Here is a 21,453-nt window from a genome sequence, read left to right as displayed (position 1 = left end):
GCACCCGGACCAGCACCTCACCGGGCCCCGGCGTCGGCTCGTCGACCTCGATCAGCCGCGTCGGCGTCTGCCGGTCGCCGGTGGTCACTACCGCTCTCATCGCACACCCGTCCTGTCTCGTGTCTTCACGCGATCCAGCAAAACGACTGCCGCGCAACGCTGTCCAGCAAGCGCAGGACGCCTTCCAGCGTTCCTCCAGCGGCGCCGGAGCGCGGCTGCATCAGCGGCGACAACACTGCGAACCATGATGGGTAGAACCGTGTGGCCGCTGGCCGCCCTGCTGACCGCTGCCGCGCTGGTCGCGGGCTGCTCCCCGGGTACGGATGGCGGGGGATCGGACGGGCCGCCGGTAGCCGGCGGCACGCTGCGTTTCGCGCTGCCCTCGGAGCCGAGTTGCCTGGACCCGGGGGTGAGTCCCGCCGACGCCACCGCCCTGATCGATCGCGGTGTGGTGGATTCCCTGGTGGCGCAGGGCAATGACAACACCTTCCACCCTTGGCTGGCGAAGAGCTGGACGATCAGCGATGACCTGACGCGGTACGTCTTCACCCTGCGCGACGATGTGGTGTTCCACGACGGCACCCGGCTCGATGCCGCCGCGGTCAAGGCGAACTTCGACCGGATCGTCGATCCGAACACCAAATCCCAATGGGCGGCAACGCTGCTGGGACCGTACAGCCGGTCGACCGTGATCGACGAGCACACCGTCGAGGTGGCGTTCACCGAGCCCTTCCAGCCGTTCCTCGCGGCGGCGAGCACCACCGCCCTGGGTATCCAGTCGCCGAAGAACTTCGCCGACAACGCCGGCAAGCTCTGCGATCACGTGATCGGGTCGGGTCCGTTCACCCTTGCCGGGCATACCGCGCAGCAGAGCGTCAGCCTCGCCAAGTTCGCCGGATACGGCTGGGCCCCTGAGACTTCGGCGCATGCCGGGCCCGCGCACCTCGATGGTGTCGAGTTCCGTTTCGTGCCGGAGAACTCGACCCGCATCGGGGCGTTGACCAGCGGCCAGATCGATGGACTGCTGTCGGTGCCCGCGCAGAACGTCAGCGACCTGAAGGCGGATCCTTCGCTCCGGTACACCCGCTACGACGCACAGGGCACCGGCTACGGCGTCTACATCAATACGCGGCGGGGTCCGTGGCAGGACCCACGCGTCCGCCGGGCGTTGCAGCGATCGACCGATGTCGACTCGATCCTGTCCTCGATCTATTTCGGCGTCTACAACCGGTCCTGGAGCATCCTGACCCCGGCCACCCAGTTCTACGATGCGGCACTGGAGAATTCGTGGAACTACAGCACCGACGAGGCCAACCGGCTGCTCGACGAGGCCGGGTGGAACCAGCGCGACGCAGCGGGCTACCGGGTCAAGGATGGCGTCCGGCTCCGCGCGACCTGGACGACCACCAAGGCACAGGACGAATCCAACTATCGGGGCCTGGTCGGGCTGGCCATCGTCGCCTCGGCCGAGAAGGTCGGCATCGAGATCGTCCGCACCAATGTCCAGACCGGTGAGCTCTTCCAGCTCGTCGCGCGCGGCGACTACGACCTGTTCGACACCAGCTGGTCATCCAACTCGCCGGACATCATGCGCAGCTTCCTGCTCTCCACCGCCAAACCGATGGCGGGACAGAATATTTCGTGGGTGAACGACCCGCAGGTCGACGCGTGGGTCGGCAATGCCGCGCGCACGCTCGACGCGGGCGCGCAGCGCGCGGACTATGCCGCCGCCCAGCACTGGGCCATCGATCAGGCGGTGCTCGTTCCGATCTTCGTGCCCGCCAGCCAGGTCGCGACCCGAAGCCGGGTGCATGGCATCGCCCCCGCCCCAGCGTCGTACCCGGTCTTCTACGATGCGTGGCTGAGCTGATGGCCGCGCTGGTGACCGTCGCCGGTGCGATCCTGCGCCGGGTACTCGGAATCGCCGGAATCCTGACGGGGGTCGCGACCGTGACGTTCCTGGCCATGGCGCTCGTGCCCGGCGATCCGGCCTACGCCATGCTCGGCAACGCGCCCGCGACCCCGGCGACCCTGGCCGCCATCCGTGCGCAGATGGGCCTGGACGAGCCACTGCCGCAGCGGTTTCTGCACTATCTGGGCCGCCTGGCCCGCGGCGATTTCGGCGAATCCTTCCAACGACAGCAGCCGGTACTGCATGTGATCGGCGAACAGCTCACTCCGACACTGCAACTCGCCGCAGCGGCCATCACCCTCGGCGTCACGGGTGCATTGGTCACGGTGGTCGCGACCTCGGGGACACGCCGTGTGCCGCGGGTGCTCGCGCACGCGCTGGAGCTGATCGCGGTCTCCACGCCGACCTTCTGGACCGGCACCCTGCTGCTGGCGGGCCTCTCGTTCCGCCTGCATCTGTTCCCCTCGACCGGGTCCGGTCCGGCGGCCCTGGTCCTGCCCGCGACCACCCTGGCCGTGCCCATCGGCGCGCTGCTCGCCCAGGTGATGCGGGACGGAGTGGACGCGGTCATGTTGTCCCCGTTCGTGCTCAGCGCCCGCGCCCGGGGGTTGGGTGAGCTGGACATCCGAATCCATCACGCGCTGCGGCACACGCTGCTGTCCGCCGTCACGGTCAGCGGTTGGCTGGTCGGCGGTCTGCTCAGCGGCGCGGTGCTGGTCGAGACGGTGTTCGCGCGCCCGGGTCTGGGGCGAGTCCTGTTGTCGGCGGTCACCACTCACGATTTTCCGGTGGTCATCGCACTGGTCATGTTCGGCTCGCTACTGTTCATCGCCGTCAATTCCGTGGTGGACCTGGCCTACCGGGTCATCGATCCGCGCTCGGCGACGCCCTCGGGGGTGGCCCGGTGACCGCGACGCCGAACGTCCGGCTGCTCCTGCCCGGCCTCATCGCCGTCGTGCTGGTGGCCTGTGTCCTCGTGCCCGGCCGGATCGCGGCGCGATCGCCCATCGAGGTCGATCTCGGTCAGGCGCTGGCGACGCCCGGCTGCCACCACTTCCTCGGCACCTATCAGCTCGGACGAGACATATTCGCGCGCATTGTCTTCGGCGCCCGCTATTCGATCCTGGTCGGTCTCACCGCGACCCTGCTGGCCGTGCTCGGCGGCACGCTGATCGGGCTGTGCGCCGCGCTCGGCGGCCGGCTCATCGACACCGTCGTCGCGCGGGTGCTGGACATCGTGCTGGCGTTTCCGGGCGTCCTGCTGACGCTGTTGGTGATCGCGATGCTCGGGCAGGGGGCGGGCAGCCTGATCGCGGCGATCGCCATCGCCGAATCCGCCTCGTACGCCAGGCTGGTCAGGTCGCAGGCCCTGGTGGTGCGGAACGCCGACTACGTGCGGGCGTCGATCGCGCTGGGCCGCTCGCCCGGATATCGGATCGCCCGCCACATTGTCCCGAACTCGCTGCGCCCGACCGTCGTGCTGGCGACCCTCGGCGTAGGTAGCTCGATCATGATCGGTTCGGCCCTGAGTTTCCTGGGGCTCGGCCCGAGAGAGCCCACCCCCGAATGGGGTTCGATGCTCGCGGCGGGCCGTGAACTGCTGTCCAAGTCGTGGTGGGTGGCCGTTCCGCCCGGAGCCGCCATCACCCTCACCGTCGTCACCGTCACCGTGCTCGGCCGGGCACTGCAACAACGTTGGGAGGGCGGCCTTGCCCGTTCTGCACGTCGATGATCTGCACGTCTCCTTCGGCCGGGGCGGTGACCGGGTAGCGGCGGTGCGTGGCATCGGTTTCGAGCTCGCGGACGGTGAATGCCTGGCGATCGTGGGGGAATCCGGGTCCGGAAAGAGCGTTACCGCCCGCGCGCTGCTGGGCCTGACCGGACCGGGCTCGACGGTCGCCGCCCGGTCCCTGCGCCTGGGCGACATTGATCTGGATCGATTGTCCGCGCGGGAGTGGCGTTCCGTGCGCGGCGCGGAGATCGCGCTGATCCTGCAGGACGCGCTGATCTCGCTGGATCCGTTGCGGCCGGTCGTGGCCGAGGTGGGCGACACGCTACGCGCGCACCGGCTCGCGCGCTCCGCGGCCGACCGCGCCCGCCGGGTCGACGAGTTGCTGCGATCGGTCGGCATCGACGATCCCGAACTGCGCAGAACCATGCGCCCACACCAGCTTTCGGGCGGGCAGCGGCAGCGGGTATTGATCGCGTCCGCCCTCGCGGGCCGACCGAAGGTGATCATTGCCGACGAGCCGACGACGGCCCTCGACGCCACCGTACAGGCCCGGATCCTGAAACTGCTGGCCGCCCTGCGCGATGACGGCACCGCCCTGCTGCTGGTCAGTCACGACCTGTCGGTGGTCGCCGGAATAGCCGACCGGGTCGCGGTCATGCACGAGGGCCGTATTGTCGAACAGGGCCCGGCCGCACGGGTTCTCGGCGCACCCGAGCACCCCTACACCCGCCGGCTGCTGGCGGCGGTCCCGACTCCCGACAAACGGGGAAGGCGGCTGTCCGGGGATGGCCGGACTGTCGCGCGATCGGAACCGGCGGTCCTCGCCGACGCCGAATCCGCGTCGCCCGCCCTGTCCGTGACCGGGTTGTGCAAGTCGTTCCGCGTGGCCCGCGGCCGGTCGGTGGCGGCGGTCACCGAGGTCGGCTTCGAGCTGCCGGTCGGCACCACGCTGGGCCTGGTCGGCGAATCCGGCTCCGGCAAGAGCACCACCGCCGCACTGGTTCTCGGCCTGCTGCGACCGGACGCCGGCACCGTCACCCTCGGCGGCCAACCCTGGAGCGCCCTGCCCGAGCGGGCCCGCCGGGCCCGGCGTCCGCAGGTCGGCGTCGTCTGGCAGGACCCGGCGAGTTCGTTCGACCCCCGCTGGGACGTCACCCGGATCATCGGTGAGGCCCTGCCCGCGCGCGGGCGCAGCGCCGCCGATCGGCGCAAGCGAATCCTGAGCCTGCTCGATTCCGTCGGTCTGCCAAAAACTTTCGAACGGCGGCGGCCCGGCGAGATGTCCGGCGGGCAGCGCCAGCGGGTGGCCATCGCCCGCGCCCTGGCCTCCGATCCCGCCGTCCTGATCTGTGACGAGCCGGTCTCCGCCCTGGACGTCACCATTCAGGCGCAGATCCTGGATCTGCTCGCGGATCTGAAAGCCCGACGGGGACTGTCGATGCTGTTCGTTTCGCACGATCTCGCGGTCGTGCAGCACCTCAGCGACTCCGTGGCGGTGATGTCCGCGGGCCGGATCGTGGAGCAGGGGAGTGTCGACCAGGTCTTCGACACTCCGCAGCACGACGTCACCCGGGCCCTGCTCGCCGCGGTCCGGCTTCAGCCGCAGAGCGAATCCACCTGCGGTCGCAGTCGGCCCGCGATGAGCTCGGCCGAATAGCGCGAGGCGGCAACAATTTTCGGTGGCGGAGCCAACTCTGGAGCGCTGCGCAGCACCTTGTGGTGCAGTTGCTGCAGCGCCGGGGTGGGCTCCAAGCCCAGCTCCTCGGCCAGCCGGTGCCGCAACCGCTCGTACACCTGCAGCGCGTGCGCCTGCCGGCCGGAGCGGTAGAGCGCGATGATCAGATGCGCGTGCAGGCTCTCCAGCAGCGGCGAGCGCTGCACCATGCCGCTGAGTTCACCGATCAGTTCGCGATGACGGCCCAGCCGCAGATCCACCTCGATGCGATGTTCCAGGATCGACAGCCGCACCTCGTTCAGGCTGGTGGCCCACATGGTCAGCACCGGACCGGGTTTGATGTCGGTGAAGACCGGGCCGCGCCACACGGCCAGGGCCGCGCGCAGCGCGCTGTCGGCGCTGTCGTCGTCCTCGGCCGCCAGTGCCAGCCGGGCCAGCCGGACCTTGTCCTCGAAGACGTCGACATCGAATTCCCCGGGGCCTACATGCAGGAGGTAGCCGCGTTCGCGGGTCTCCAGCCGGGACTCGCCCCGATCCAGGTTCGAGCTGTGCTCGCCGAGGCATTTGCGCAACTGCATGACATAGGTCTGGAGGGTGGAGGCCGCCGAGGACGGCGGCGCGGACTCCCACAGTTCCTCGATGCAGTAGTCGGCCGAGATCACCCGGTTCGCGTTCATCAACAGCAGGGCGAGCAGTTGGCGCTGCTTCGGTGCGCTCGGGACTGCGCCGACACCGTCGATGCAGCACTGCAGTGATCCCAATACCCCGAATTTGATCATGTGTAGCTCCCGAGCTGTATGAAGATTTCAGCGCGCCGGAAATCCGGTCACGCTGGTCGTTCGATCGCGTAGGCGCGCAGAATCAGTCGTGCGGCGCGCGCCGAGATCTCTGCGGCCCGGTCCGGCGTGAGCGCGATGGTGCCGAAGGCCGAGGCCTGCTGGCCGTCGTGGGACAGCTGCGCGAAGAACTGGCCCGCCACCTCCGCCGGTTCGGTCGTCTCCAGAATGCCCGCCGCGGCGAGCACTTCGAAGCGATGGGCGAGCCATCCGGCGATCCGCGGCCCCTGCGCCACGGATTGATCCGCACAGACCTGATGCAGGTCCGGGTGCCGCGCCACCTCACCGACGATCAGCCGCCGTACCGCGGACACCCGCTCGGACAGGGTCACCGCGAGGAACAAACGCCCCACCGTGACCAGATCCTCGAAGACGGTGTCCGGATTCCGCAGCAGGCGCGGATCGAGTTCGTCGGCCGTATCGGCCGCCGCCCGCACCCCGGCGAGTACCACCCGGAACAGGGTCCGTTTGTCGCCGAAGTAGTTGTAGATCGTCTGCTTGGACACGCCGGCCTGCTCGGCAATGGCCTCGACACTGGTTCGCTCGTAACCGAATTCGAGGAACGAATCCGTGGCGGCATCCACGATCACCGACCGCTTGTTCGTCGCGCGTGATTCCAGCGCGACTGCGGCCCGGGACGAAGCTGACACCATGGGCACACTCCTTCATTCGAAATGCGATCCGATTCCACAGGCTAGCCAGCGTCCGCCGGGTGCGGAATCGTCCCGCTCGCCGTGATCGGAAGGCTTCGTCAGTATTTCATAATCTGTTACGGCACAGTCGAATTGGTGACATGGTCGGCAATCGTCGGGTGGGCGTGCCGAGGTCAGGCGGAGGCCGGGATCGAATGCCCCAGGAAGGCCGCCATATCCGCCAGGACCGGTCCCGAGCGGATCGGCGCGGCGGTGTCCGCGATCTCGGCGTACGCACAATGGAGATTAGCCACCAAACGCTCCGGTTCATTCCACGACGACCACGAATGGTCGCCCAGTCGCGCTGGATCGACCTGGCGGGCCGCCTCGAGTGGCGTCGCGCCGGACGGCATCGCGTCCCGGGCCACCGCGAGCAGCCAGTCGAGATAGTCACGGGTATCGGTGAGGACGTGACGGTCGGCGACCTCGCCGTGGCCGCCGATGATGGTCTCGGGCGCCAGGTCCCGTAGCCGATCGATCCAGTCGAGCATGCCGTGCACCGAACCCGACAGCAGGAACGGTGTCGTGCCGGGCATGACGAGATCACCCGCGATGAGGACCCGCGCGTGCGGCACCCACACCGCCAGATCGGCGTCGGTGTGTCCGATACCCCCGGTGAGCAGGTGGATCTCGCGCTCACCGGCGTGCAGGACGGCCCGATCACCCACGCCGACACCGGGCAGCACCAAAGGCAGGTCCCCCCAATCGATCTCGGGCCACAGGGCCCGCACCGCCCAGCCGTTGCGAGCCATCGCCGGCCGGCACCGTCGATGCGCGACGACCGGAGCCGGGGCGAACAACGCGTTCCCCGCCGTGTGGTCCCCGTGCCAGTGGGTGTTGATCACCATCGCCGGTGAGCCCACGCCCATCCGCGTCAGCGCGGAACGCAAACCGCGGGCCCGGCTTTCGGTGCCCAACGTGTCCACCAGAACGGATTCGCCGTCAGCGCGGACGAGCGCGGCATTGCTCACGCACCAGCCGCTGGGGCGCTCGATATAGGCGAAGACATCGTCGGCGACCTCGTCGAGTGCACTCACCCCGACTGACCGGCCGATCGAATGATCCGGCACAGCTGCGGATCTCCGGCCGCCACCTCGCCGACCCGGGTGCGGGTGCGGAATTCCGGATTCGAGGTCGCGCGCAGGAATGCCTCGCGGCCGGACCAGCGAGCGATATTGATATAGACGTCCGGATCGCTCTCGGATTTGAGCAATTCGTAATGCCGGAAGCCGGGTTGCCGCGAGAAATATTCCGCGACATCGGCATAGATCGATTCGAATCGCTCCGCCGGACCCGCCAGGCGCAGGACGTTCACGAAGACGTACTCGGACTGCTGCCCGGCCGCTACCGGGTCGGTCGTTGGATCGGACACCGATCGTCCTCACTTCTCATCGATCGAACACGTGTCTCCAGCATGTGCGCGGGATCTGCAGCGCCACTGGAGTCCCGCTGGAGTCTCGCTGGAGCCGGATTGACGGTGGACTCATGAGTCCAGATATTGGACCCATGAGTCCATCGGACTCGAATCACCTTTGTGTCCAAGGGAATTGGAGCCAATCCATGTCCACACCGTCTCCGTCGCTCGACACCACACGGTCCCGGATTTCCCGTCCGCCGGATTGGGCGGTGCTGAGCCTGCTCTGCCTGGGGCAGCTGATCGTCGTCCTCGACCTTTCGATCGTCAATGTCGCGCTGCCCGCCATCCAGGGTTCGCTCGACTTCTCCGACGCCGGACTGCAATGGGTGGTCAACGGCTACGCCATCACCTTCGCCGGCTTCCTGTTGCTCGGCGGCCGGGTCGCCGACCTGATCGGCCGCCGGCGGGTGTTCCTCATCGGCCTCACCATCTTCACCCTCGCCAGCCTGGCCGGTGGTCTGGCCAGGTCGTCGGAATGGCTGGTGATCGCCCGCGTCATCCAGGGTTTCGGCGGCGCGCTGCTCTCGCCCGCAACCCTGGCGATCCTGTCGACCACCTTCACCGAGGGCAAGGCGCGGGCCCGTGCCACCGCGGCCTGGGGTGCGATCTCGGGGGCCGGGGCCGCACTGGGGTCGGTGCTCGGCGGCGTGCTGACCGATATCGCCAGCTGGCAGTGGATCTTCTACGTCAATATCCCGCTCGGTGCGCTGGCCCTGGCACTGACCTATCCATTGCTCGGTGAGAGCCGGGGCGCGGCGGGGAAGCGGCTCGACGGGGTCGGTGCCGTGCTCGTCACCACGGCGCTGGTGGCGCTGGTGTTCGGTGCGGTGGACTCCCAGAACCATGGCTGGTCCGCACCCTCGACCTGGGGGCCGATCGCCGGCGCGGCCGTGCTGCTGGTCTGGTTCACCCTGCACGAGGCGAAGGTCGCGGCCGCGCCGCTGATTCCGTTGTACGTCTTGAAGATCCGTTCGGTCGCCTTCGCCAATATCGTCATGTTCTGGATCGGCGCGGCGGTGATCGCGCACTTCTACTTCCTGTCGCTGTACATGCAGAACATCCTGGGCTACAACGCCTTCCGCACCGGCATCGCGTTCCTGCCCGGCGCGGTGGCGATGACCATCGGCGCGTACTCGGGTCCGCCGCTGGTCAAGCGATTCGGGGGCGTCCGCCCGCTGCTGACCGGCGCGCCCGCGTTGAGCGCGCTCGGCTTGATCTGGCTCGCGTTCGTCCCGGATCACGGCTCCTTCGCACTGCATGTGCTGATCCCCCAGGTCCTGATCACCCTCGGTGCGGGCTTGGTGATGGTGCCGCTGGTCATTGCAGCCACCGGCGGCGTGGCGCCCGCCGAGGCCGGCGTGGCCTCCGGAATCATCAACACCACCAGGCAATTCGGTGGAGCCATCGGACTGGCGGTGCTGGCCACCATCGCTGCCTCCCGGACCGGTTCCGGCAGTGGCGGCCACCCGCTGTCGCACGCTGAGCTGCTGTCCGGCTATCACGCCGCGTTCGGTGTCGGCGCGGTCTTCGCAGTGGTGGCGCTGGTGTTCACCTTCGGGCTGCGGACCGCCGCGCCGCCCGCACCGGCGGCGGCGACCCCGGCGGAGCCGGAGATCGACGCACCTGAGTCCGATGCCGCTCTGGAGACCACCGAAAGCAGTCCCGCCCGCCCATGACCGGTGCCGGGCGAGGGTCCTCACGAATCGCCGAGGAACCTCGCCCGGTGGTCGCGCACGAACTTCTCATAGCTGATCGGCGGTGTCCCGGTGAGTATTTCGACGTCATCGAAGATCCGGCCCCGGACCGGGCCCGCGGCGGCACGGGCGGCGGTGACCGCGTCCGCGACCGCCGTGGGCACCCGGCGGGCCAGCCACTCCCGCTCCTGGTCGATCGAGATCTCCCGCACGGCGATCGGCCGGCCGAGCACCTCGGCGAGGACGGCCACCTGCGCACGCGGGCTCACCGCCTGCGGGCCGCTGAGCCGCAGCACCGGTGCGCCGGCGGGGTCGGTCTCCGCAGACAGCGCCCGGGCTGCCACCCGCCCGATATCGCGGGGATCGAGGTGGGCCGCGGGCAGATCGGGCAGCGCCACCTCGACCACGCCGGTGCCGAGAATCGAAGGGATCCACGCGAATGTATTGGAATAGAACCCGTTCGGCCGCAACACGATCGACGGAATACCGGACTCGACGGCCACTCGCTCGCCCGCGGCATGCCAGCCGCCGAGCACGCCGTCCGGATTCTCGTCCACTGCCAGCGACGAGACCGTGACCACCCGCCGCACGCGCGCCGCCGCGGCGGCCGCGACCACGGTGGCGTCCTGCCTCGCCTTCAGATGGCCGGAGGTCGCGATGAAGATCGAATCCACGCCCTCCAGTAGCGGATCCAGTGTGCGGGGAACATCGAGGTCCCCGGCCACGAATTCCACGCCCGCCACCGGGTCGGTCCGGCCGGGATCCCTGGTCAGGGCGCGAACCTTCGCGCCCCGCCGCGACAATTCCCGCACCGTCGCGGTGCCGACGATACCGGTGGCTCCGACCACGAGAATCATTCGAATCATCTCCCTTGCAACGCGATTCACTGCGACGGCGGGAGCGTATCCGGCAATTCGGGCGCACCGTCGAATGCCGGATCCACGCTCCAGAGATCCTCCAGGAGCCGTGCAGTAGCGCTTTCTACGGTCGATTCCGACGCCAAACCTCAGGAGAACTCGATGAGTCACGTCTCCACACCGCTGATCCCCGCTCCCGGTGCGACCCTCGACAACACCGATTCCGGTGGATCGCCCGCACACATTCTCGGCCTGGTCTCCGGGGCCCGCCGCGCCCAGGTGGTGCTGGCCGCGGTGGAGCTGGACCTGTTCACCGCATTGGCCGAAAAAGAGCTTCCGGCAGCCGAGATCACCGCGATCACCGGAATTCGACCCGAGTGGTCGCGCGATTTCCTCGATGCCGTCGCCACCACCGGACTGCTCATCACCGATCATGGTCGTTACGCGAACAGTCCCGATGCGCACCGTTATCTGGTACGTGGCCGACCCCACTATCTCGGCGGATTCCTGCGTTTCCTCGACAAGACCCTGCATCCGGCCTGGACCGGGCTCGCCGCCAGCCTGAAATCCGGGAAGCCGGCCAATTCCGATGCGGCGGACGGTGATCCATACGGCACGCTGTTCACCGACGCCGACGATCGTCGCGCCTTCTTCGAGGCGATGGATGTGCTCAACGCCCCCATCGGCGCGGCGCTGTCCCGGCTGGACTGGTCGCAGCGCACCACCTTCGCCGATATCGGCGGCGCGCGCGGAAATATCGCCGCGGAACTGGTGCGAGCCCACCCACACCTCACGGCACAGGTCTTCGACCTGCCCGAGGTCGAACCCGAATTCGACGCCCACATCACCGAACTGGGGCTGACCGACCGGATCGCGTTCCGGCCCGGCGACTTCTTCACCGATCCGCTGCCCGGTGCCGATGTGCTCATTTTCGGGCACGTCCTGCACAACTGGCCCGTCCATCGGCGGCAGCAGCTCATCGCCGCCGCCTACGCGGCGCTGCCGGAGGGCGGCACCATCGCCATCTACGACCCGGTGCTCGATCCGGTCGGCCCCACCCCACCGGCCTTGCTCGCCAGCCTGAACATGCTGGTGTGGTCCTCCGGCGGCAGCGAGTACACCGTCGCGGAGGCCGAAACCTGGCTGCGTGCGGCGGGATTCGTCGATATCGCCGCGGCCCCGCTCGGTCCGACATCCACGCTCATCACCGGCGAAAGGCCACATCATGGCGGTGCCACTGCAGCGATCGCCGAATAGCACCCGGGATCTGGTGCTGGGCTGGCTGTCCCGCACCTCGACCGGGTACCGCATCGATCCCGACAGCGTCGATATCTCGCTGCCGCGCAACGGTTTCTCGGCGGAGACCATTCAGGTGACCGCGCGCGATGTCGCGGGCGGCACCCACCGTTCGATCATCCGGGTCGGCGCCACCGGAGAGAGGATCTATCCCACCGAATCGATTGTGGCGCAGGCCGATGCGCTGCGGGCGGTCCGCCGCCACAGCGATGTGCCCGTGCCCGAGGTGCTGGCCGTCGAACCCGATGCCACCGTGCTGGGCGCGCCGTTCTTCCTGATGGAGTTCGTCGACGGCCGGGTCCCGCCGGACTTTCCGTCCTACCACCGGTCGGGATGGGTCGCCGACCTGGTGCCCAGCGAACGCACGGCGGTCTGGTGGGCGGCCCTGACCGCGCTCGAACGACTGCATTCGATCACGGCGGACACCGCCGATCTGCCCGATCTGGGTCCTGCGGGTCCCGCTGCGCAGGTGCGGTATTGGAGCGATGCGCTGGACTTCTATCGCTGCGCGGACGATCCGGTCATCCGGCGGGCCGAGCGGTGGCTGGCGGGCAATATTCCGGTCCACCGGTCGCCGTACGTGCTGCTGTGGGGTGACGCCAGGCTCGGCAACATCATCTACCGCGATACCGAGGTCGCCGCCCTCGTCGACTGGGAGATGACCGGATACGGCGAACCCGAGAGCGATCTCGCCTGGTTCCTGTACCTGGACCGGCACCTGAGCCGGGGGATCGGCGCACAGCGACTGTACGGGCTGCCCGACCGGGACCGAACCGTCGAGGCGTACGCCGCGCTGTCCGGCCGGACCCTGCGGAATCTCACCTTCTACGAGGTGCTGGCCGGATTCAAATTCGCGCTCATCACCGCGGCGGTGACGCGCCGCGCGGAGCGCACCGGACTGCCCTCGGATACGCCATTTCCCTTGCACCGCAATGCGGTAGCCCTGCTCGACGAAACCCTGGAGGCGCTATGACCATCAGATTGTCCATCCTCGACCAGGCTCCGGTCCCCGAGGGCACGCCCCAGTCGCAGGCCCTGGCCAATTCTCTCGACCTCGCCCGCCACGCCGAACGCTTCGGCTACACCCGCTACTGGGTCGCCGAACACCATGCCATGTACTCGCACGCCATCTCGGCGCCCGAGATCCTGGTGACCGCGATCGCCTCGGCGACCTCGACGCTTCGGGTCGGATCGGGCGGGGTGCTGCTCACGCACTACAGCCCGTTCAAGGTGGCCGAGACGTTCCGGACGCTGACGGCCCTGCATCCGGGCCGCATCGACCTCGGCATCGGACGGTCCACAGGCGCCGACGAGGTCGAAACCCTCGCGCTGCGACCGGTGCCCGAGGCCGGACGCGGACCGTCGATCGACTCGAAGGTCGAACAGCTGCGCGCGTATCTGGCCGGCTCCCCGGCCGTCGACGGGGCGCGCCGCGCCCCGCTCGCGGTCCCGCTCGACGCGCCCGCACCGGATATCTGGCTGCTGGGCAGCAGCCCCGGAAGCGCCGTATCGGCGGGCCGGGCCGACATCGACTACGCGTTCGCGCATTTCATCAATCCGGGGGCGACCCGGGAGTCCATCGAGGCGTACCACCGGCTCGCGCCCGGGCGGTCGCCGATCGTCGCGATCACGGCGGTGGTCGCTGATACCGAGGCCGAGGCCGCACGACTGTACTCGGCCAAACGTGCGGTGCGTAATCGGTTGTTCCGCAACGATGTCCGGCCGATTCCGGAGCCGGATACCGCATTGGCGGAGCTGGCCCGCTACGGCGACATCCTCGAAAACGAGAACTTCGAATGGCCCCGGTACTTCTGGGGCACGCCCGACCGGGTCGGTGACCGAATCCGTTCGCTCGCCTCGAGTCTCGACGTCGAGGAGATCATCGTCGTCACCACGGTGCACGACCATCAGGCGCGGGTGCGCAGTTATGAACTCCTGGCCGCCGAGTTCGCGCTGCCGGCCGCCACCTCTTCACTCCAGGACGTGACGCGATGAAGTTCGGCATCAATCTCTTTCCCACCGTCGGCCCGCACGACCAGGCGCCGGTCGACTACTACGATCACGCGCTGTCGATCGCGGTCTATGCCGAAGAGCTCGGCTACCACCACGTCAAGACCGTCGAGCACTACTTCTTCGAATACGGCGGCTACAGCCCGGATCCCACCACCTTCCTGACCGCCGTCGCCGCCCGGACGGAGCGGATCCGGCTGATCACCGGCGCTGTGGTGCCCGCGTTCGATCATCCGATCAAACTCGCAGCGCGGCTGGCGGTGCTGGACAACATCAGCCACGGGCGGCTCGATGTCGGTGTCGCACGTGGATTCCTGCCGGACGAGTTCGCGGCTTTCCAACTGTCCCTGGATGATTCGCGGCCACGGTTCGACGCCACCGTGGCGGCGATCGTCGAGCTGTGGACGGGATCCGATGTGACCATCGACAACGGCTTCCACTCGTTCGGGCCGGTGACGCTGCAGCCGCATCCGTTTCAGAGTCCGCACCCGCGCATCCTGGTGGCCACGGCGATCACCCCGGAGTCCGCCGAGCGGGCCGGTGCAGCCGGGTACGGGCTGCTGCTGGCGCCGTCGATCAATCCGCGGGAGAAGGTGCAGGACATCATCGCCAGGTATCGGGTGGCCCGGGAAGCCGCCGGATTCGACCCCGCCACAGCCGAAGTGCATCTGAGCTACAGCTCGTTTCTCGCCGACGACGCGGACGAGGCGCGCAGCCTCGGCGAGCAGTTCGCGAACACCAACCACCGTGCGCTGGCCCGGGCCGTCTCCGGCTGGTCGACCGCCCGCAGCACCCAGTACGAGGGGTACGAGAAGATCGTCGGCCGGGTCGCGGGCGGGACCTTCGCCGCCCAGCTCGCCGCCGACAAGACCATAGTCGGTACGCCGGCCCAGGTCGTCGATCAGATCGCTCGTATCAGAGAGGCGTTCGGCGACGTGACGATCAGCCTGCAGACGCCGCCCAGCACCGCGCCCGAGGCCGTCGTGCGGCGCTCGGTGCAACTCTTCGCCGAGGACGTGCTGCCGCACTTCTCGACGCCCGTCGCACTCGACGGCACAGCTCCCGGCGTCGCGGCGGCGGCTGTCGCGCCGGGCCGATAGAAAACACCCGCATCAGAAGGAGTTTCGAGCATGGCGCTCTTCGCCGTCTTCACCAAGCAGCACCCCATCGGCATCAGCGCCGACGAATTCCGGCACCGGCTGCCGGAGGGATTCGCACACCACGTCGATCTCGTGAAGCGTGGCATCATCAAGCACAGCTGGATCATTGCCGGACAATCCGGCGGGCTGAATGTCTACGAGGTGGCCAGCCACGAGGAACTCACCGACGCGCTGTACGGCAACCCGCTGTCCTCGCACCTGGAATTCGAGGTCTTCCCGCTGTCGGACCCGGGTGGGTTCGATGTCGACGAATTCGCCACGCGGGACTAGGTGACAGGCGAAAGCGGGGTGGTCACCGATCGGTGACCACCCCGCTTTTGCGCATGCGGCTATCGGCCGCGGGCCAGGAACGTCTCGACGACGGAGCTGAACTCGGGCGCGTTGTCGACCCACGGATAGTGGCCCGCTCCCGCGATCGACACATGCGTCGCGACCGGAAACAGCGCGGCGGCGGCGTTTCCGGCCTCCACACCGGTCAGCGCGTCCGCGGCGCCCGTCACGACCAGGACGGGTGCGGTGACCTGCCCGAACGTCGGCAGGAAGCGTTCGGGCTCGGTGCGATCGCCATTGCCGTGGAAGTGCTTCCACGCCTCGAGCGAGAACTGTTCGCGCTGTGTCGCGGCATGCGCGCGCTGCCGCTCACCCCACCCGCCGTACGCGGCCGGGACATAGCGGTCCAGTAGGTCGAGCACAGCCTCGGGCGAGTCCTGCGGCCCGGCCGCTGCCAATTCCCCGGCAGCGGTACGCACCTCGTCGAACCACGGCTCGTCCGCGCGGGCATTCAGCAGGCTCGCGATATCGCCACCCCCGCCGAAGAAGTCCGGTCCCGGCACGACCAGCACCAAGCGGGACACCCGATCCGGATGATGCCCGGCGTACACGGCCGCGACCACCGCCCCCGACGAGTGGCCGAGCACATCGATCGTCTCCACCCCGAGATGGGATCGCAGCGCGTCCACGTCCCGGGCGAGCGACGGATAGGCATACTTGGCCGGATTGTCCGGGGCTGCAGTGGATCCCGTACCCCGTGCGTCGTACCGAATCAGGGTCCGGCTCGCGGCGAGGCCCCCGAGGTCCTCGAGATACCGCGAATCCCGCGGTCCGCCCGGCACCACGACCAACGGTGGCCCCGATCCGATCGCCTCGAACGCCAGCTCGGCCCCATCGAACGACACTGCGGTGCCATGAGTCGAAGTAGTCATAGCCCGAACCTACGAACCCCGGGTCCACTCTCCCTACGCCCTCGCTACAGCCCCGCTGGAAGCCTTGCGGCAACTGCGTCAGGCGACGACGGAACGTTGTGGGACGCCGACGTATTGGCTCAGGGGGCGGATCAGGGCGTTGGAGGCGCTCTGTTCGATGATGTGGGCGGTCCAGCCGGTGATGCGGCTCATGACGAAGATCGGGGTGAAGGACTCGATGTCGAAGCCGAGCAGGTAGTAGGCGGGGCCGGTGGGGAAGTCGAGGTTCGGCTTGATGCCGGTGGCCTCGTTCATCGTGCGTTCGAGGATCTCGTACATCCGCACCCAGGTGCCGCCGTCGGTGGCGGCGGCGATGTCGAGGAAAGCCTTTCTCATGGTGGGCACCCGGGAGTCGCCGTTCTTGTAGACCCGGTGGCCGAAGCCCATGACCTTTTCCTTCTTGGACAGCTTGTTGCGCATCCACTCCTCGGCCAGCGCCGGATCGCCGATCTCGAGCATGTCGTGCATGACCGCCTCGTTCGCCCCGCCGTGCAGCGGACCTTTGAGTGCGCCGATGGCGGCGGTGACGGCGCTGTAGATATCCGAGAGTGTCGAGGTGACCACGCGGGCGGCGAAGGTGGAGGCGTTGAAGCTGTGCTCCGCGTACAGGATCAGCGAGACTTCGAACGCCTTCACCAGTTCAGGTGCCGGGATCTTGCCGAAGCACATGTTCAGGAAGTTCTCGGCGAAGCCCAGATGTGAGTGCGGCGCAATGGGATCCAGGCCGTGGCGGCGGCGGTGATCGGCGGCCACGATGGTCGGCAGCACCGCCATCATGCGAAGTGCCTTGGCGCGGTTGGCTTTCGTCGAGTTGTCGTCCTCAGCGGGATCTTCGGCGCCGAGATAGCTGATGGCGGTGCGTACCACGTCCATGGGGTGGCAGTTGTCGGGCAGCTTGGCCACCAACGACAGCAGCGAGCGATCCGCGCGCCGCGAGGCACGCTCCTGCTGCAGGAACTGCGCCAACTGGGTGTCGTTGGGCAGTTCTCCGTACCAGAGCAGGTAGGCGACCTGTTCGAAGCTGCAGTGCGCGGCCAGATCCTGGACCGCGTAGCCGCGATAGGTCAGAGAGTTGGTTTCCGGCACCACCTTGGAGATCGCGGTGGTGTCGACGACGACGCCTGCGAGACCCTTGTAAATGGTCGGTATCGCGGTCTCCGTCATCACTGGTTCCTTCCCAGAGTGAAATTGAAGATGTCGGAATCGAATTCGTTGTAGCGCTCGTACTGCAGCAGCTCGTAGAGACGGCTGCGGTGTTGCATGCGATCCAGCAGCCCCGACTGGGTTCCGCTCGCCGCGATCTCGCGCAGCCCGATTTCCGCGGCGAACATGGCCAGCCGCAGCGTGGTCACCGGGTAGATGACCGCGTTGTAGCCGATCGATTCCAGCGTCTGGGCCGGAATCAGTTCGGACTTGCCGAACTCGGTCATGTTGGCCAGCAAGGGAATCGACACCGCAGCCCGGAACTTCTCGAAGTCGGCCTCCGTGTGCAGCGCCTCGGTGAAGATCAGGTCGGCACCTGCGTCGGCGTAGGCCTTGGCCCGGTCGATGGCCGCGTCCACGCCCTCGATGCCCGCGGCGTCGGTGCGCGCACAGATCACGAAGTTCGGGTCCCGGCGGGCTGCCACGGCCGCACGCAGGCGGCGCACCATGTCGGCGGTGGGCACCACGGCCTTGCCGTCGAGGTGGCCGCAGCGCTTGGGATTGACCTGGTCTTCGAGGTGCAGCCCGGCGATGCCGGCGTCCTCCATGACCGTGACGGTGCGCGCGGCGCTCATGGGTTCACCGAATCCGGTGTCGGCGTCGATGAGCACGGGCAGGTCGGTGACCCGGGCGATCTGCTGACCGCGCCCGGCCACCTCGGTCAGCGTGGTGAGCCCGATATCGGGCAAGCCCAGATCAGCGGAGAGCACCGCGCCGGAGACATACACGCCCTCGAAGCCGATCTCCTGAATCAGCTTGGCCACCAACGGATTGAACGCACCGGGGAACCGCTGAATCGTGCCGGAGCTCAGCCCCGCTGTGAACGCTGCGCGCTTGTCTGCGGCCGAGGTGGCGGCGGCGAGCAGGCCGGTCATCAGAACAGCCCCTTCGGCGACCGGGGCGCGCGGGCGAGCACGTCCGACGAGACGGTGAACGTGAGCTCCGACAGCTCGCCCGCCGACAGCTCGCCCGCGCGCTGGGCCACCTCGAGGAAGCGGTCCTGCTCGGCGGGCGCGATGACACCCTCGGCGAGAGTGCGGAACTTGGCGAGGTATTGATCCCGGGCGAAGGGACGCGCGCCGAGCGGATGCGCATCGGCGACGGCCAACTCGTCGATGATCACCTCACCGCTCTTCAATGTCACCTCGGCGCGGGCGCCGAACGCCTTCTCGTTCGGGTCTGTCGAGTGGTAGCGCCGCGTCCACTCCGGATCCTCGGCGGTGGAGATCTTGTTCCACAGCTCGATCGTGTCCGGACGCTGCGCGCGTTCCGGCGCGTAGGAGCGCTCGTGATGCCAGGTGCCGTCCTGCAGCGCCACCGCGAAGATGTACATGACGGAGTGGTCCAGGGTTTCGCGAGAAGCCTTGGGGTCGAACTTCTGCGGATCGTTCGACCCGGTGCCGATCACGTAGTGGGTGTGATGGCTGGTGTGCAGCACGATCGACGCGATCTGATCCAGGTCACCGATCCGCTCCCGCATCCGCCGCGCCAGATCGATCGGGGCCTGGCTCTGGTATTCGGCCGAGTGCTCCTTGGTGTACGTATCGAGAATCGCGCGCTTGGGCTCACCCGGACCCGGCAGCGGCACAGAGTATTCCGCGTTCGGGCCGCCCAGCAGCCAGGCGATCACACCGTCCTCCCCCTCCCAGATCGGTGCGGGCGCGCCCTCGCCGCGCATGGCGCGATCCACGGCCTCCACTGCCATCTTCCCGGCGAAGGCCGGCGCGTAGGCCTTCCAGCTCGAGATCTCACCCTTGCGGGACTGACGGGTCGCGGTGGTGGTGTGCAGCGCCTGGCCGTCGGCCTGATAGATGGTCTCGGTGTCCAGGCCGAGGAGCGTGCCGATACCCGCGGCCGCCGACGGTCCGAGGTGGGCGACATGGTCGATCTTGTGCTCGTGCAGGCAGATCGCGCGCACCAGGTCGACCTGGATCTCGTAACCCGTTGCCAGACCGCGGATCAGGTCCCGGCCGGTGCGTCCGGCGTGCTGCGCGACGGCCAGGATCGGCGGGATGTTGTCCCCCGGGTGCGAGTACTCGGCGGCCAGAAAGGTGTCGTGGAAGTCGAGTTCGCGCACCGCGACTCCATTGGCCCACGCCGCCCACTCCGGGGAGTACGAGCCCTCGACCCCGAATACGGTGGCGCCCGGCCGGTAGGGGTGGGCCAATGCCTGCGCACGGGCATTGGCGACCGGGCGGCGGGTGATCGAGGCCGCCGCGACCGCCGCATTGTCGATGATCCGGTTGACGATCATCGCCTCCACCTCCGGAGCGACCTCCACGGCATCCGCGGCAACCTCGGCGATCCGCCAGGCGAGGTGCTCCTCACGGGGGAAGTGCTCGGCGGAGCGGTGGGTACGGACGAGATGATGCTTCACTGTCGGAGTCCTCCAGGGCGTCGATTTCACCGGTATATTTCGCACGCTACACAGCGCTGTATTCGACCGAAATACCCCGCAAATGCCGATTTTTGTGGAACCGGCCCCGCGAATTTGTAAAAGTTGTGAAAATAGGAATTGCTAGATTGAGCCCATGCAGAAGATGTACGCGGGCGCGCGATTGCGTACGGTCCGGGAACAGCGGGGGTTCACCCAGTCGGCCTGGGCCAAGGCGCTCGGGTTATCCGTGAGCTACGTCAACCAGCTCGAGCACGACCAGTTCGCGTGCAACGGTCTGAGCCTGGGCGGGCTGGATCTGCAACTGAGCCGGTTGCTGCGCGAACAGCACGGCATCGCGGTGACGATCCGCACCGACGACCCCGGCGCGCCCGGGCCCAAACGGGTCTACGATCCGGCCGCCCGGGTGCTGACACTGGCTCGACGGCTCACCCCCGGGCAGCGTGCCTTCCAATTGGCCACGCAGCTGGCCTTTCTGACCCAGGCCGAGCCCATCGCCGCATTGATCGACGAAGCCGAGGCCATGCCCGAGCACTCGCGCGGGCTGCTCCGCATCGGGCTGGCCAACTACTTCGCGGGCGCGCTCGTCCTGCCCTACGCCCAGTTCTGGGATGCGGCCGAAACCCTGCGCTACGACATCGAATTGCTGGCCGCGATGTTCGAGGTCGGCTTCGAGACCGTCTGCCATCGCCTGTCCACGCTGCAGCGCCCGGGCAGGCGTGGGGTGCCGTTCTTCTTCGTGCGCACCGACCGCGCCGGCAATATCTCGAAGCGGCAGTCCGCCACGGCCTTCCACTTCTCCCGGGTGGGTGGCAGCTGCCCGCTGTGGGTGGTGCACGAGGCGTTCTCGACGCCGGGGAGCATCCGCACCCAGATCGCGCAGATGCCCGATGGGCGCAACTATCTGTGGCTGGCCCGGACCACGGATGAGCGGACACCCGGATACCTCTCGCCCAAAAGAGATTTCGCCATCGGCCTGGGCTGCGATCTGGCCTATGCCGACAAGCTCGTCTACTCGAGCGGACTGGCCGTCGACGACCCGAGCACTGCGGTCCCGATCGGCGCGGGCTGCAAGGTGTGCGAGCGCACCGACTGCGCCCAGCGCGCCTTCCCACAGCTGGGTCGCCCGATTCGCGTGGACGACAACAGTTCCCAGCACATTCCCTACGTGCCGACCGTGACGTAGGGCCGCGGGTCAGGCGCTCAGGGGCGCGGCGGTCACCTCGTAGCCCAGGTTGGTCAGCACCTCGGTGGTCGCCTTGGCGAAGTTGAGGGTGATGAAATGCAGGCAGGGCGCGCCTTCGGCGAGGTGAGATCCGGGTCGAGCGCCCGG

Annotated in this window: 20 protein-coding genes; 11 read left to right on the top strand and 9 right to left on the bottom strand. The window is 68.1% G+C overall.

Features of this window, described 5'->3' with window-relative positions; all coding sequences use genetic code 11:
* Positions 1-244 precede the first annotated feature (244 nt).
* From ACFXN1_RS48180 to ACFXN1_RS48165, 4 genes are read left to right on the top strand one after another with little or no spacing between them, the layout of a single operon-like run.
* The gene (locus ACFXN1_RS48180) at positions 245-1,870 is read left to right on the top strand and encodes an ABC transporter substrate-binding protein (protein ID WP_379446051.1); all 1,626 of its coding nucleotides are present in this window, start codon (positions 245-247) and stop codon (positions 1,868-1,870) included.
* The gene (locus tag ACFXN1_RS48175) at positions 1,858-2,820 is read left to right on the top strand and encodes an ABC transporter permease (protein WP_379400013.1); all 963 of its coding nucleotides are present in this window, start codon (positions 1,858-1,860) and stop codon (positions 2,818-2,820) included. The genes ACFXN1_RS48180 and ACFXN1_RS48175 overlap by 13 nt, the downstream gene beginning before the upstream one ends.
* The gene (locus ACFXN1_RS48170; protein ID WP_379446050.1) at positions 2,817-3,644 is read left to right on the top strand and encodes an ABC transporter permease; all 828 of its coding nucleotides are present in this window, start codon (positions 2,817-2,819) and stop codon (positions 3,642-3,644) included. The genes ACFXN1_RS48175 and ACFXN1_RS48170 overlap by 4 nt, the downstream gene beginning before the upstream one ends.
* Positions 3,622-5,301: a dipeptide ABC transporter ATP-binding protein gene (locus tag ACFXN1_RS48165; RefSeq protein ID WP_379464027.1), complete on the top strand. Its 1,680-nt coding sequence runs from the start codon at positions 3,622-3,624 to the stop codon at positions 5,299-5,301. The genes ACFXN1_RS48170 and ACFXN1_RS48165 overlap by 23 nt, the downstream gene beginning before the upstream one ends.
* Here ACFXN1_RS48165 and ACFXN1_RS48160 read toward each other — a convergent pair.
* The 4 genes from ACFXN1_RS48160 to ACFXN1_RS48145 form a co-directional block, all read right to left on the bottom strand.
* On the bottom strand, positions 5,241-6,098 hold the full coding sequence (locus ACFXN1_RS48160) for a BTAD domain-containing putative transcriptional regulator (protein ID WP_379400007.1): 858 nt from the start codon (positions 6,096-6,098) through the stop codon (positions 5,241-5,243). The two genes, ACFXN1_RS48165 and ACFXN1_RS48160, sit on opposite strands and share 61 nt — an antisense overlap.
* A 47-nt stretch (positions 6,099-6,145) precedes the next feature.
* On the bottom strand, positions 6,146-6,808 hold the full coding sequence (locus ACFXN1_RS48155) for a TetR/AcrR family transcriptional regulator (RefSeq protein ID WP_379441681.1): 663 nt from the start codon (positions 6,806-6,808) through the stop codon (positions 6,146-6,148).
* Positions 6,809-6,981: 173 nt separating this feature from the next.
* Positions 6,982-7,884, bottom strand: a complete 903-nt coding sequence (locus ACFXN1_RS48150; RefSeq protein WP_379441680.1) for an MBL fold metallo-hydrolase — start codon at positions 7,882-7,884, stop codon at positions 6,982-6,984.
* Positions 7,881-8,219 (bottom strand): antibiotic biosynthesis monooxygenase family protein, encoded by a 339-nt coding sequence (locus tag ACFXN1_RS48145; RefSeq protein ID WP_379441678.1) that lies wholly within the window; start codon positions 8,217-8,219, stop codon positions 7,881-7,883. Before ACFXN1_RS48145 ends, ACFXN1_RS48150 begins: the two co-directional genes overlap by 4 nt.
* 188 nt (positions 8,220-8,407) lie before the next feature.
* Between ACFXN1_RS48145 and ACFXN1_RS48140 the strand changes: the two genes are divergently transcribed.
* The gene (locus ACFXN1_RS48140; protein WP_379441677.1) at positions 8,408-9,940 is read left to right on the top strand and encodes an MFS transporter; all 1,533 of its coding nucleotides are present in this window, start codon (positions 8,408-8,410) and stop codon (positions 9,938-9,940) included.
* Between the two features lie 20 nt (positions 9,941-9,960).
* Here the strand turns inward: ACFXN1_RS48140 and ACFXN1_RS48135 are convergent, their stop codons facing one another.
* Positions 9,961-10,815 (bottom strand): NAD(P)H-binding protein, encoded by an 855-nt coding sequence (locus ACFXN1_RS48135; protein WP_379441675.1) that lies wholly within the window; start codon positions 10,813-10,815, stop codon positions 9,961-9,963.
* Positions 10,816-10,977: 162 nt separating this feature from the next.
* On the opposite strand from ACFXN1_RS48135, the gene ACFXN1_RS48130 reads away from it, so the two are divergent.
* The 5 genes from ACFXN1_RS48130 to ACFXN1_RS48110 are packed head-to-tail and all read left to right on the top strand — an operon-like array spanning position 10,978 to position 15,551.
* A complete protein-coding gene (locus ACFXN1_RS48130; RefSeq protein WP_379441674.1) occupies positions 10,978-12,072 on the top strand; it encodes a methyltransferase in 1,095 nt (364 codons plus the stop codon).
* Complete coding sequence (locus ACFXN1_RS48125; protein WP_379399993.1) at positions 12,041-13,084, top strand: phosphotransferase family protein; 1,044 nt, start codon at positions 12,041-12,043, stop codon at positions 13,082-13,084. Before ACFXN1_RS48130 ends, ACFXN1_RS48125 begins: the two co-directional genes overlap by 32 nt.
* Positions 13,081-14,106, top strand: a complete 1,026-nt coding sequence (locus ACFXN1_RS48120) for an MsnO8 family LLM class oxidoreductase (RefSeq protein ID WP_379441672.1) — start codon at positions 13,081-13,083, stop codon at positions 14,104-14,106. Before ACFXN1_RS48125 ends, ACFXN1_RS48120 begins: the two co-directional genes overlap by 4 nt.
* Positions 14,103-15,221: an LLM class flavin-dependent oxidoreductase gene (locus ACFXN1_RS48115; RefSeq protein ID WP_379441671.1), complete on the top strand. Its 1,119-nt coding sequence runs from the start codon at positions 14,103-14,105 to the stop codon at positions 15,219-15,221. The genes ACFXN1_RS48120 and ACFXN1_RS48115 overlap by 4 nt, the downstream gene beginning before the upstream one ends.
* Before the next feature lie 30 nt (positions 15,222-15,251).
* Positions 15,252-15,551, top strand: a complete 300-nt coding sequence (locus ACFXN1_RS48110) for a muconolactone Delta-isomerase family protein (RefSeq protein ID WP_354838102.1) — start codon at positions 15,252-15,254, stop codon at positions 15,549-15,551.
* A gap of 59 nt (positions 15,552-15,610) precedes the next feature.
* Here ACFXN1_RS48110 and ACFXN1_RS48105 read toward each other — a convergent pair whose 3' ends face one another.
* The 4 genes from ACFXN1_RS48105 to prpD all read right to left on the bottom strand — a co-directional run bounded on the left by ACFXN1_RS48105 (position 15,611) and on the right by prpD (position 20,102).
* Positions 15,611-16,483 carry an alpha/beta fold hydrolase gene (locus ACFXN1_RS48105; protein WP_379399989.1) on the bottom strand — a complete coding sequence of 291 codons (873 nt, stop codon included), beginning with the start codon at positions 16,481-16,483 and terminating at the stop codon, positions 15,611-15,613.
* A 78-nt stretch (positions 16,484-16,561) separates the two neighbouring features.
* Positions 16,562-17,686 (bottom strand): bifunctional 2-methylcitrate synthase/citrate synthase, encoded by a 1,125-nt coding sequence (locus ACFXN1_RS48100; RefSeq protein ID WP_379441669.1) that lies wholly within the window; start codon positions 17,684-17,686, stop codon positions 16,562-16,564.
* Complete coding sequence (prpB, locus tag ACFXN1_RS48095) at positions 17,686-18,600, bottom strand: methylisocitrate lyase (protein WP_379441668.1); 915 nt, start codon at positions 18,598-18,600, stop codon at positions 17,686-17,688. Before prpB ends, ACFXN1_RS48100 begins: the two co-directional genes overlap by 1 nt.
* Positions 18,600-20,102: a 2-methylcitrate dehydratase PrpD gene (gene prpD / locus ACFXN1_RS48090; protein WP_379441667.1), complete on the bottom strand. Its 1,503-nt coding sequence runs from the start codon at positions 20,100-20,102 to the stop codon at positions 18,600-18,602. Before prpD ends, prpB begins: the two co-directional genes overlap by 1 nt.
* Positions 20,103-20,256: 154 nt before the next feature.
* Between prpD and ACFXN1_RS48085 the strand changes: the two genes are divergently transcribed.
* On the top strand, positions 20,257-21,306 hold the full coding sequence (locus ACFXN1_RS48085; RefSeq protein WP_379441666.1) for a helix-turn-helix domain-containing protein: 1,050 nt from the start codon (positions 20,257-20,259) through the stop codon (positions 21,304-21,306).
* Positions 21,307-21,453 lie beyond the last annotated feature (147 nt).

Origin of the sequence: Nocardia sp. NPDC059154 (genome assembly GCF_042755705.1) — a bacterium.
In the GTDB taxonomy this organism is placed as follows: Bacteria; Actinomycetota; Actinomycetes; order Mycobacteriales; family Mycobacteriaceae; genus Nocardia.
This window is presented reverse-complemented; position numbering and strand designations above follow the sequence as displayed.

Excerpts from the sequence above, each read along its gene's own strand:
- prpB (WP_379441668.1), bottom strand. The coding sequence starts at position 18,600 with ATGACCGGCCTGCTCGCCGCCGCCACCTCGGCCGCAGACAAGCGCGCA.
- ACFXN1_RS48105 (WP_379399989.1), bottom strand. The coding sequence starts at position 16,483 with ATGACTACTTCGACTCATGGCACCGCAGTGTCGTTCGATGGGGCCGAG.
- ACFXN1_RS48180 (WP_379446051.1), top strand. The coding sequence starts at position 245 with ATGATGGGTAGAACCGTGTGGCCGCTGGCCGCCCTGCTGACCGCTGCC.
- ACFXN1_RS48155 (WP_379441681.1), bottom strand. The coding sequence starts at position 6,808 with ATGGTGTCAGCTTCGTCCCGGGCCGCAGTCGCGCTGGAATCACGCGCG.
- ACFXN1_RS48110 (WP_354838102.1), top strand. The coding sequence starts at position 15,252 with ATGGCGCTCTTCGCCGTCTTCACCAAGCAGCACCCCATCGGCATCAGC.
- ACFXN1_RS48085 (WP_379441666.1), top strand. The coding sequence starts at position 20,257 with ATGCAGAAGATGTACGCGGGCGCGCGATTGCGTACGGTCCGGGAACAG.
- ACFXN1_RS48135 (WP_379441675.1), bottom strand. The coding sequence starts at position 10,815 with ATGATTCTCGTGGTCGGAGCCACCGGTATCGTCGGCACCGCGACGGTG.
- ACFXN1_RS48100 (WP_379441669.1), bottom strand. The coding sequence starts at position 17,686 with ATGACGGAGACCGCGATACCGACCATTTACAAGGGTCTCGCAGGCGTC.
- ACFXN1_RS48140 (WP_379441677.1), top strand. The coding sequence starts at position 8,408 with ATGTCCACACCGTCTCCGTCGCTCGACACCACACGGTCCCGGATTTCC.
- ACFXN1_RS48120 (WP_379441672.1), top strand. The coding sequence starts at position 13,081 with ATGACCATCAGATTGTCCATCCTCGACCAGGCTCCGGTCCCCGAGGGC.
- ACFXN1_RS48125 (WP_379399993.1), top strand. The coding sequence starts at position 12,041 with ATGGCGGTGCCACTGCAGCGATCGCCGAATAGCACCCGGGATCTGGTG.
- ACFXN1_RS48160 (WP_379400007.1), bottom strand. The coding sequence starts at position 6,098 with ATGATCAAATTCGGGGTATTGGGATCACTGCAGTGCTGCATCGACGGT.
- ACFXN1_RS48115 (WP_379441671.1), top strand. The coding sequence starts at position 14,103 with ATGAAGTTCGGCATCAATCTCTTTCCCACCGTCGGCCCGCACGACCAG.
- ACFXN1_RS48130 (WP_379441674.1), top strand. The coding sequence starts at position 10,978 with ATGAGTCACGTCTCCACACCGCTGATCCCCGCTCCCGGTGCGACCCTC.